Below are 11,793 nucleotides of genomic sequence, written 5' to 3' on the forward strand. Positions count from 1 at the left end.
TTAGTTAGTGGATAGTACTTTAATTTAGTTTAGAACTTGTCTTAAAATCTTCAAGCAATTTATACTTTAAGATATCCGCCGCCTCTACAAATTGAGATTTTTTAAGGCAGTCATTTATTTTTTTTAGTGAATAGGAAATTCTTTTTGAATCTAAATTTAATTCTACTTTGTTTTGTACTGAATAATCAGCAATTTCATTTATTTCATTTATAGCACTCTTCAAAACATTAACAGCTTCATCAAAATTTGAAATTATAAACATTGTCCATGAATCATTTAGCTTTAAAACAACATTGTTAATTTTATTCTGTAGGTAACCCTCTTCCAATTAAGAATGCACCTCTTCCTGAATATTATTTAGCATTATATAACATTTATCAAGTACATATAAATACACATTGAGTTTTCTTTCCAAATAAGATTTTGGAGTCAAAAATTCTATGTTTTCTACAGAAAATTTTAAAACCTCCCTATAAAAACCTATTTGATTAAGTTTATCTTCAAAATCCCTTATATATTTTTCTTTAGTACTTATTATATGATCACTTTCAATTATATTTATCGTACTTTCACAAATAATTATAATATTATTAAGTGTATTTTTTAATTCTTTTAAAAAATATTTTATAAATTCACTATTTATATTCTCATAAATGGCATTATTATGCAAGTACTTTATAGTATTATTAAAGTTTTTTTCTGGCAATATAGAAAGTTTTTCATCATAATAATCATCGAAATTTATGTTTTTCGCACCTTTTATGTTCAATCCATCTTCCGAGCCATTAAAAAATTCTGTATTTGGATTTAATGCTATTATTCTTTCCATAACATCTCGCATGGAAATAAATGATGGTTTAGTATACACATACTCACCCTTATTATTTTTAACTTTTATGTATTCACTAGAACTTTCAAATTTCTCATTACTTATTTCATAATGAGAAACTGCGCCTTCAGCATAATTCTTATTTCTACTATAACATAGATCCTGACCCAAAAAAATAATAGGATTACAGCCTAATTTAGCCAAGTTTTCTGCCATGACATTAGCAATAGAATTTCCACTAAATTTTCCATATGTATCCCAATCAAAGCGTTTACTTACATATAAATCCATATTAGTTTGATTCATAGCAAACTTGTATTTTCCCGTATACTCTAGTACTTTATCGTACACTTGAAGAGAATAAAATAAATTCACATCTTTATTTAGTACAAGATTTTCAAAAAGCTTTCCTTCTGATTCATTACCATCCATCGCTCCTGCTATATGAGCTTTTATTCCATTGGATTCCAAAATCGTTATTCCAGTTCCAACTGAAACAATTAAAACATTTTCTTTGATCTCTCTTAACTTCTTTATATGGTAGGACAAAGAAGGTCCTGCGGCACAAATTACAGCTGGCACATCCTTAAATATTCCATCTAAGGCTTTAACTGGGCAAGTATCCCCTATGTAATTTAAATTTTTCGCATAATTCTTATACCAAACCTTATCGCTTAAATTAATTGACCTAATATTTGAAATATATCTGTTTAATTTTAATCTCAAACTTTCTATTATTCTTTTATAGAGTGGATAATATATAGCTTTATACATAGGTGAAATTACAAGCTTTATTTTAAGGCTTTTTAATTTGTTTATTACATTGTCGAGTAAATTCATTATTTGTGTTAAATCTTTACCTACGTATATTCCTATATCATAAGGACTATTAATCATGAAATCAATGTTTACATTTTCAATCATAACCCTAAATATATCCTCATCAGGTTCAACAATTATATAAGTCCTTTCTTCATCCTTTTCCAGCATTTTTTTTAGTTCATAACCAAGCCCAAATCCAAAAATAAATATAATATCAGCTTCTTCACTAAAGGCAGTATCACTTATACAATCTGCCATTTCCATTGGATCTACCTTACTGTAAATTCTATACTTTCTTCCTTTATATAATTTCACTATATTAGAATTACCATTTAAGCTACTTTCAATATATGCACTTTTATTATGTAAGGTTATCATCTTATTATATAAAATTTCATCTATAATTTTTATGTATTTCAAATTTTCATCGTATATTTTACTCACAGTATCACCTCGCACAAGTTCATCAATTTATAACAGTTTATTTTCTCTTAAAATTTTTCTCACTTCATCTTTTTCAATTGGCTTAATGTCATTTGAATTGTAGCTTCCAATTTTAGCACTTTTAAATTTGCTATAATAATTTTTTATGCTTTCATAGTAAGTTGGCAAAACCGCATACATATTTCCCAAATCAAATGCAAATTCTGATTCTTCCCTAGTCATAAGTTCCTCATATTTTCTCTCTCCAGCTCTCAAACCTATGGTTATAATATTCACGTCTTCTTTTTTTATATTTAATTTATTAGCAGTCTCCTCAATTATAACTTCAGCGAGATCATACAGCTTTATAACAGGCATTTTTAATACAAAAGCTTCTCCACCTTTAGCATTTTCTCCTACTCTCATAATAAGTTCAACAGCTTGACTTAAAGTCATCATAAACCTAGTCATTTTAGGGTCAGTTATGGTAATTCTTTTATTTTCTTCTATTTGCTTTTTAAAAAGCGGTATTACAGACCCTCTTGAACCCATGACATTTCCAAATCTTACAACTGCAAACTTAGTCTTTACTGCACCCTTGCTATAATTTGCTGCTTGTACAAGTTTTTCCGCCAAAAGCTTTGTAGCGCCATATGAGTTAGCTGGATTAATTGCCTTATCAGAACTAGTAAATATCACATTTTCTACATTATGGTATGCTCCTGCCTTAATTACATTCTCCATCCCTATTATATTTGTTTTTATAGCTTCATCTGGATTATACTCACAAGCAGGTACATGCTTCATTGCAGCAAGGTTAAAAATAACATCTATGTCATTAGACGCCCTTTCAACTCTTTCATAATCTCTTACATCCCCAATTAAAAATCTAAATTTGCTTCTATCTGTTATTTCATTTTGCATTACAAACTGCTTATATTCATCTCTACTAAAAATTCTGATAACCTTTGGGTTTTGTTTTATAATCTCATTAACAAGACCTCTTCCTATGGTACCAGTTCCCCCAATTATCAAAATTTTTTTATCTGTATAGTATCCCAAAATCTCAGTACCTCCATTATTGCCACATTCTATTATAAAAATACTCTTAAGAATATTTTAATAAATTTTCTCTTAATTCTCTCCATGTAAATTTAACATCTTCAAAATTTATATTATCTTTTTTACTACCTAATAAACTTAAATTATAATTTGCATCCATAATAATTAGGAAAATATAATAATGCCTTTTTTAAAAAATCTTTGCTGCTAATAAAATCTTTTTTTAACATATATAATGCCCCAATATTATTCAACGCGGCACCATGGTTCTTCTTTAACCCTATAGTTTTCAAAAAATTATCTATGGATAAGTCTATCTTCCTATTTTTTATGTAGTATAATCCAAGCAAAAAATATATATTATAGTATTCATAATTTTTACTAAGCTCTTTTAACTTCTTGAAGCCTTCATCGTAATTTCCAAATCTAAACATCATAAAAACAAAATCACATACATTAATATACTTAGGAAGGTTTCTTTTATTAATAGCATCTTCTATAAAATTAATATTGTACTGTTTTAAAATTGCCTTTTCACCAATTTTCATATTTTCCAAATTAGAAGACAAACTGCTATTTCTTCTTCTAACTTTAATTAATGGCTTATCAATATAACAAAAACCACCTACTTGAGCTATTCTAAGCCACAAATCCCAATCTTCAGCATAAGTTAATTTTTCATTAAACTTACATGCTTTATAAAAAGATTCTTTTTTTAAAATCACACCACTAGTCGATATATAATTTCTTAAAAATTCGTATCCTAAAATTTCTTGCGGTTCAGTTTGTATTCCCCTCATCTCTTCACTTATTATATTATCATTTTCATCTATTTGAACATAACTACAATATGACATTACATATTTATCATTAAATTTGGCATTTAGTTTATTAAGTTTTCTTTGAGACTCCTCAATTAAATTTGGCAGTGCTAAATCATCTGAATCTAAAAACATCACATAATCACCATTTGACCTATCAACAGCATAATTTCTACAAAATGAGACGCCCATATTAATCTTAAAATCAAATATTTTTATCATATTATTAGACTTTCTCAATTCATGTAAAATTTTTAGTGTATCATCTGAACTACTGTCATTAATTAATATTATTTCAATTGGTAAAACACTTTGTTGTAATATACTATAAACTGTTTCTTGAATAAATCTTTCACAATTATAGCACGGTATTATAACTGAAATTTTCATTTTATCATTCCTTAAATTATAGTTCTAATAAATATTTCACATAATTATTTACTGAACATTGCTGTCTTATTATTTCTTTGTTAATAGCTCCATATATATGCAACAAATTTTTATTCCCATATACATACGAAATTATTTTTTCCGCAGTCTCTATATCTCTTTTATTTATAACAAATCCATTTATTTCGTTTTTTACAAATAAATCTACTCCACTAACATTTGTAACAATTGGAATCACTCCATTCCCCATAGCTTCTAGCATAGAAATACTTGTGCCTTCATAATCTGAAAGATTTAAATATATATCAAGTTTACTCCAAAAATCATTCATTTTATAATGTGGGATAAGTCCATATAATTTTACTTTATGTTTTAAATTTTGCTTTATAATAAATTCACTAATTATACTATAATATGGGCCAACGCCAGCTATATGAATTTCATAATTCACCTTTTTCAATTCCAATTTTTCAATTAACTTTAATAAATAATCACATCTTTTCTGTTCCTTAACTAGCCTACCTGCAAATCCAATTTTAATAGGTTCTTTCTCATATGAGTAAACCTTTTTTATATTATTAAGCTCTACAGGAGATGTTCTGCTAGATATATCGTTTTTTCTTTCAGGTAAACATTTTATTAAACTGCTTTCTATTTCTTGACTTACACATACAAACTTACTAATTATTTTACTGTACATATCATTTTGATAATATGTCATAAATATATCTCCATGTAAAACTGATATTATCCTTACTTGGTCAGTATACATTTCCTTTAAAATATATGATATTTGTAAAATTTCAAATGAATCATTATTTATAATTGTACAAGGTAAATATTTTGCTAGCTCATTACAAGCATTAATTAATGCATCAAAGTAATCAATTTTATCAAAATTTAAATTTATAATTTTATTATTAGTATAAGCATTCTTAATTTCTGAAGTTATACTCGGTTTTAAGTTAACTAAGTACGAGCTTTTATTAAGGTTTTTTATTCCTCTATTTACTGTAATTGACCAGTTTTCTATGCCTCCAAGTATAAGTCCACGAGGCAATGTAATCAATATATTACAACAGCTATCCTTAAGCTGCATTTTTTCATAACTCATTTCAGTTAAAGATGGCTCTAATGTATTTTTTAATCTTTTAGTAATTTCCGACATATTAGCTTTTAGCATATACTTCATTAATTTATTTATTTCAATATAATTTTTTTCTTTTACCAAACCGCAACTATTTAATTGACTGGATATTTCGTCATAAAACATACTTGCAATTACTATTAAATATTCATCTATATTAATTTCACTTAAAATACTAGGAGATTTCACTTTTATACCACAAAAAAAGGTTTCAAACTTGATATCGTTATTATCTATAAAAAAAACTATTTTGAAGTTAAAATTTTTTAATATTTCATATGCCCTTTCTCCTGATTTAGAGGCTCCAAAAATTAATATTTTTTTGTCACTATACATCATAATAAGTATATCCTCTCCACATTAACATTTAAAATGCTAAATAATCGATCAAATTATTGTATTTCACACTTTTTAAGTATTTTACTATGCTAAACCTTCCTGGCTCTGAAGCAACAACCACCTTAATATTTTTACTGCTATTTATAACTTCATATGGTGACCTTACTGTCATATTAAAAATCGTTGTATTCCATTTTTCTTCCGCTCCATCAACAAATCCACTAATTTGAAATCCATTTTCTTTAAATATATTATATAAATTCTTTCCTAGTCCTCCAGCACCCCATATATAAATCTCACGATCATCACTCTTAAATAAATTTTTAATTTCTTCCTTTTTTATTTCATAAAGTACTTTATATACTTCCAGCGTACTAGTAGAACATACAGATTTATCACTCACACGAATTTCACACAAAACTTCATTGATATTAGTTATTTTATATCCTTTCTTATTTAACTCATAAAATAATTTATAATCTTCCCCTATTCTAAAATTACCATATCCATATTTTTTTATAACTTCAGCTCTTGCCATTATAGATGAATTAATCAAACAGCAGTACCAATATAGTTTTTCATGCATATCTTTCTCTGTTAAAATACTGTTATTTTGTTTTTCTATATAGTTCTTACAATATTTATACCTTTCACTATTTTTATTATCGCAAAAATATTCACTTAATGATCCTACAATACAAATATCTTTATTTTTATCTAAAAAATCTTTTTGCTTCTCAAATCTTTTTTTATCATATTTATCATCTGAATCAACTCTTGCAATATATTTTCCTATAACTTTTTTAAGCCCATAATTTGAAGCTTTACCAACCCCAACATTTTTTGAAAGCTTATAGTACTTTATTCTTGAGTCTTGAAAGCTTTTTATAACTGCTTCTGTTCCATCCGTTGACCCATCATCCACAATTATAAACTCAAACGCATCAAAGGTTTGAGTTAAAATACTTTCAATAGTTTCCGAAATATATTCTTCGGAGTTATATGTACACATTAACACTGATAGTTCAACATCATTCAAATAAATCACTCCATAAAATTTTACAAGCTTTCAAACACATTTACCAAATCCCCCGTAAGTGCTTGTCTATTATACTTTTGAATTTTACTATCATCAAACTCATTATAGGTTTTATTTTCTTTCCATAAATTATAACAATCTAAAATATATTTTTTCATACCTGATATATCATTATATTCAAAGTTTTTGCCACATTTTGTTTCATTTAGCAAGCCTTCAATTACACTACCTTGTGGAGATAAAGCTAATATATCTTTTTTTAATCTTAAATATTCAAATATTTTTCCAGTATATACTCTTTTAACCTTTTCATCATTTCCAACAACTAATAAAAGCAAATTCGCCTTATTTGCATTAATCAAACTTTCTATATGCGGAACATAGGATTTTATTTTCACTAAATTGTATATATCTAATTCATTAATTTTAGTTTGAATTTCACTTTGAACTTTTCCAACAAACTCTATATCCAATTCCTCTTTTTTTATTTTACATTCCCTAAGCAATTCATTAACAGCTGTAATAAATGAATATGGTGTTATTTCCAAATAAAAAGATCCATTTGAAATTATCGTAAATTTATCATTGTATTCCTTTTTATTGCTCATAAAATAAAAATCTTCTTCATCAAATCCGTTAGTGATATTAACAACTTTTTCTTTAGGTATTTTAAAATTACAAATATAATTTTCTACTGCCATTGGGGTAACCGTAACTACTCTATCTGCACAATTTAATATGCTTTTTTCTAATTCTCTTTCAAATTCAAACCTTATATCATTTTCATCTCTATTTGAATAGGGATTGTATGTCCATTCATCCCTAAAATCTGCCACCCATGGTATATAATTATACTTGTTCTTTAGATAATAGCCAGCTATATGTGAAGAACAAGGTGCAGACGTTGTATATATCATATCAATATTATTAAAATCAATGACCTGTTCTATTTTTTCCATTACAGAATTTACCCACGATATACAGGTATCTGGTGTTAATATTTCTTTTCTATTCATACAATTGTTTACTTTAATATAATTTACAAATTCATTCATTAACTCATCGCTATCTATTAACCCATATAATAAATTTACAATTTGCTGAATCTGGCTTTTACTTAATCTCTCAGAATTGAAGTATTCATCATCTATTCTAATTATTTGCATGTCATTCGGTATTTCATCCACCAGTGTTTTGTCCTCACCATCTTGAAAAAAGTTCCTTCCACAAGTAATTACTATAGGCTTCCAACCATATTTATTTAGATATCTTACAAACTTCAAAGTTCTTTGAACACCAGGTCCTCCAATTGGTGGAAATATATATGAAATTATTAATACTCTTTTTTTATGATTTATATGATTTTTATTTTTTACATTACTGTTATCTTTACCATATATAAGACTAAATTCATTTCTATATTCTTTTTTAAATTTTCTATCAATTTTAATATTTTTATAATTATCTATATCACAAGCTTTTTCCAGACAATAAGCTTTTTTATATGTTATGTCACTTGGATCAATATAAAAGAAAATGTAAATATCATTTATACCATAATTTTTTAATTGTACTGATATTGGTCCATAATACATACTTGCAATTATAATATTAAAATTTGGATAGTCAATCAATACTTTAGGATTAATTACCTCTACGTCGCAAAATTTTTTTCCTACTTTATTTACATCATTATCACTAAAATAGCATATTTCATATTTATCCTTAAGGACATTATAAGCAATTTCGCCTAAACGCGATGCACCAAATACTATTGCTTTTTTTCTCTCCATATTACAATTTTCAACCCCTTTGTAATCTATTATAACAGAATATTGGTGAAATATTAAAAAAATACACAAATTTCAAAAACTGAAACTTGTGTATTAAATTAATTTATCGAAATTAGTTTTTATCTGTAATTTCAAACTCTTATACAATATAGTTAATTATCGGTATTATTAGCTATATCTTGACAATTATTTCATACCATATCCAAAATTCTTTCAACTATCCTTAAGGTTCCTTTTCCATCTATAAGTTTACTAGACTTTTCTGAAATTTCTTTCCGCATACTATAATTTTTATTTAACAAATTTATTTCACTTAAGATCTTCTCTTTATTTATGTCATCATGCCATCCTAAGTTTTTTATAATTTTAAGCTCATCAAATTTATCTGCAACTCTATCTTGATTTTCTGCGATTGTTATAGAAAGCGATGGGATTCCAACTGCGCAAAGTTCATACAGCGTTGTTCCTGCCGCTGATATGCATATATCACATTTTTCCATTAGAGATTTCATATCAGCATTGTAATACAAAAGCATATTAGAATATTTTTCATAGCTTTTAAGTTTACTGACATAATCCTCATTGAAAGCAGGACCTATAACAACATGAAAATTGTACTGTTGATCCTTCACATAATAAAGCATTTTAAGTGTTACCAAAAATGGATCCGAACCACCTAAAGTAATCATTATATCTTTTGCTTTTCTTTTTATTAATTTATGTCTCAAATTTATAAATTCATACCTGAGTATAGTATACTTGCAGCCTAAAAGAAATTGCGTTTTAGAAGCTAAATCATAAGTTAAATCCTCAGCATTTATGTTTTGATTTATAACAATATCGACATTTTTAAAAGAATACAAGCCCATATCGTCTATGTATATTGTTTTTTTAAATATTTTTTTAGTTGCTGAAAAATATTCATCATCTACATCATAACTATCAGTTATAAGTATATCTCCTTTTAACTTGATTAAATCCTCTAAAAAACTTTTTTCTCCCACTATATTAATTTTAAAACCTGACACTTGAACTTTATGTATACCTTCAGAATATTTATTTCCATTTCTACATACGTATTCTACATCAAAATATCTTTTTAATTCTTTAGCAAGGGTGAGTGTCCTCATAATATGGCCCATACCTATGCTGCTGCCGCCATCAGCTCTAATTAAAATTTTCAATTTTCTATCCCCTTTTTATTATACGAGTGAAGGGTTTTAACTCGCCTTGCTCGTTAAAAAACTAACTTTTTCGCTGAAGCGAAAAGTGAAGGGTTTAACTTTGCTTCGCTCGTTAAAGGTGAATTATTTTTATCTGCGATAAAATGCTATGGTTGATTTTTCCTCCGCCTTGCTGCGGAAAATCTTCAAATTTAACTATTTCAAATTTAACTGCGTTAAATTATCCACTTTAATTTTAGGTCTTTTCAAATTTAACTGCGTTAAATTTAATCTACTTTAATTTTAGAACTTTCAAATTTTAACTACGTTAAATTTTCCTATGTTAAACTTATCTATGTTAAATTTTTCTGATTTTAAGTTCTATTAGCATTTTCTAAATTTTTCTCACATGTTTGTATAGAAGATACTATCATCCTTAAAATAGAATTGCATTTTTTGCGAATATAATCAACTTCTTTTATTTTCTGCCCTTCACTAACTTCAATGAGTTCTAACCAATACAAGGTTTCATTGCATTCCTTTAATGCAATGCGAAACTTGTGAATAAAATCATTTTTACTTTCTGCATACTTCGCTTCTCTAATATTAGCTTCAATGCTAGTAGCAGCTCTAAAAAATTGCTTTGACAAAACATATTCATTCTTAGCCGAAAGATATTTATACACATTAATAGATTCTAAAGCAACATTAAAACTTTCTTTCAATAAAGCAGATTTTTCCACAATACTCACCTCATAATTATAAATACTACCTAAATTATAACCACGGGATTTATTTTTAATCTTATAATTTATTTTTCGTAGTAAAACGTAGAAAAATACACCTTAACTTTTGGCTTTAGCCTAAAAAGTTCACCTTTGACGTGCAAAGCATCGTCAAACCCTTCATCTATTCTATCAATTTCCAATTGATAGGAGTACCTTTTTTTATGTCAGTCCTCGCTTCCTTGCCAATAATATCATTAATATATTTCGTTTTAAGTCCAAAGGCTGGTCTTATGCTTCTGACATTTTCATTTGTAAATTTTTCGCCTTTTTTTATGTCCTTTACAATAAACAATGACCTTGAGTGCTGTCTGCTGTTTTTTTGTTTTTCAGTGAGTTCATAGGTCACAGTTCCAAGTGCTTTTTCAACTTCTCTTATACTTTTAACCATTGCCTCAAATTCAGAAGGTTCCATTGAAAAAGCAGAATCTGGACCACCATCACTTCTATTTAATGTAAAATGCTTCTCTATAACAGATGCTTCAAGAGCTACTGCTGCTGTAGAAACAGAATATCCCATTGTATGATCTGAAAGCCCTATGCTGCAGTTAAAGGTTTCCTTCATATTAGGAATTGTTTTAAGATTAATATCTTCTAAAGGTGTTGGATAGGAACTGCTGCATTTTAATAAAATAACATTTTCGTTATTCATTCTTTTGCAGGCTTTAAGTGCCTCATGAATTTCTCCTATTTCAGCGATTCCAGTCGACATTATAATGGGTTTACCTTTTGATGCAACATACTCAACAAATGGTATATCTGTAAGCTCAAAAGAAGCTATTTTGTATGCTGGAACATTCATTTCTTCTAAAAAATCTACTGCGCTATTATCAAAGGGTGATGAAAAACATATAATTCCCTCTTCTTCTGCTATCTTTTTAAGTTTTGGCTGCCAATCCCATGGAGTATATGCTGTTTCGTAAAGTTTATGTAATGTAGTTCCATCCCATATTGTACCTTGCTTTATCTGAAAATATTCATTATCTGAATCCAATGTTATGGTATCAGGAGTGTAGGTTTGAAGTTTTATAGCATCTGCTCCTGCTTTTTTAGCAGCTTTAATTATTTTTACTGCCCTATCAAAGCTCTGATTGTGATTTGCTGACATTTCAGCTATTATAAATGTTCTTTGATTTTCGCCAACTTTTATACCGTTTATATCTATAACCTTATTCATGCT

The 11,793-nt window shown here is 27.4% G+C and carries 10 protein-coding genes; all 10 read right to left on the minus strand.

Annotation, left to right across the window (positions count from 1 at the left end; all coding sequences use genetic code 11):
- Positions 1 to 19: 19 nt before the first annotated feature.
- The 10 genes from AGR56_RS02225 to pseI all read right to left on the minus strand — a co-directional run bounded on the left by AGR56_RS02225 (position 20) and on the right by pseI (position 11,790).
- The gene (locus tag AGR56_RS02225) at positions 20 to 328 is read right to left on the minus strand and encodes a hypothetical protein (RefSeq protein WP_053240965.1); all 309 of its coding nucleotides are present in this window, start codon (positions 326 to 328) and stop codon (positions 20 to 22) included.
- Entirely contained in the window at positions 329 to 2,095 is a 1,767-nt protein-coding gene (locus AGR56_RS02230) for a 6-hydroxymethylpterin diphosphokinase MptE-like protein (protein ID WP_053240966.1), read from the minus strand.
- Positions 2,096 to 2,122: 27 nt separating this feature from the next.
- Complete coding sequence (locus tag AGR56_RS02235; RefSeq protein WP_053240967.1) at positions 2,123 to 3,136, minus strand: SDR family NAD(P)-dependent oxidoreductase; 1,014 nt, start codon at positions 3,134 to 3,136, stop codon at positions 2,123 to 2,125.
- Positions 3,137 to 3,279: 143 nt separating this feature from the next.
- Positions 3,280 to 4,347 carry a glycosyltransferase family 2 protein gene (locus AGR56_RS02240; RefSeq protein ID WP_242851260.1) on the minus strand — a complete coding sequence of 356 codons (1,068 nt, stop codon included), beginning with the start codon at positions 4,345 to 4,347 and terminating at the stop codon, positions 3,280 to 3,282.
- A gap of 16 nt (positions 4,348 to 4,363) precedes the next feature.
- Positions 4,364 to 5,833, minus strand: a complete 1,470-nt coding sequence (locus tag AGR56_RS02245; RefSeq protein WP_053240968.1) for a glycosyltransferase — start codon at positions 5,831 to 5,833, stop codon at positions 4,364 to 4,366.
- 28 nt (positions 5,834 to 5,861) lie between these two features.
- On the minus strand, positions 5,862 to 6,872 hold the full coding sequence (locus tag AGR56_RS02250; RefSeq protein WP_053240969.1) for a glycosyltransferase: 1,011 nt from the start codon (positions 6,870 to 6,872) through the stop codon (positions 5,862 to 5,864).
- A 20-nt stretch (positions 6,873 to 6,892) separates the two neighbouring features.
- The gene (locus tag AGR56_RS02255) at positions 6,893 to 8,665 is read right to left on the minus strand and encodes a glycosyltransferase (RefSeq protein ID WP_053240970.1); all 1,773 of its coding nucleotides are present in this window, start codon (positions 8,663 to 8,665) and stop codon (positions 6,893 to 6,895) included.
- Between the two features lie 191 nt (positions 8,666 to 8,856).
- Entirely contained in the window at positions 8,857 to 9,849 is a 993-nt protein-coding gene (gene pseG, locus AGR56_RS02260) for a UDP-2,4-diacetamido-2,4,6-trideoxy-beta-L-altropyranose hydrolase (protein WP_053240971.1), read from the minus strand.
- A gap of 353 nt (positions 9,850 to 10,202) precedes the next feature.
- Positions 10,203 to 10,571 (minus strand): four helix bundle protein, encoded by a 369-nt coding sequence (locus tag AGR56_RS02265; protein ID WP_053240972.1) that lies wholly within the window; start codon positions 10,569 to 10,571, stop codon positions 10,203 to 10,205.
- 166 nt (positions 10,572 to 10,737) lie between these two features.
- Positions 10,738 to 11,790, minus strand: coding sequence for a pseudaminic acid synthase (gene pseI / locus AGR56_RS02270; protein ID WP_053240973.1), 1,053 nt, complete (start codon positions 11,788 to 11,790; stop codon positions 10,738 to 10,740).
- Positions 11,791 to 11,793: the final 3 nt, after the last annotated feature.

This window comes from Clostridium sp. DMHC 10, from assembly GCF_001270375.1.
GTDB classification, from domain to species: Bacteria; Bacillota; Clostridia; order Clostridiales; family Clostridiaceae; genus Clostridium_S; species Clostridium_S guangxiense.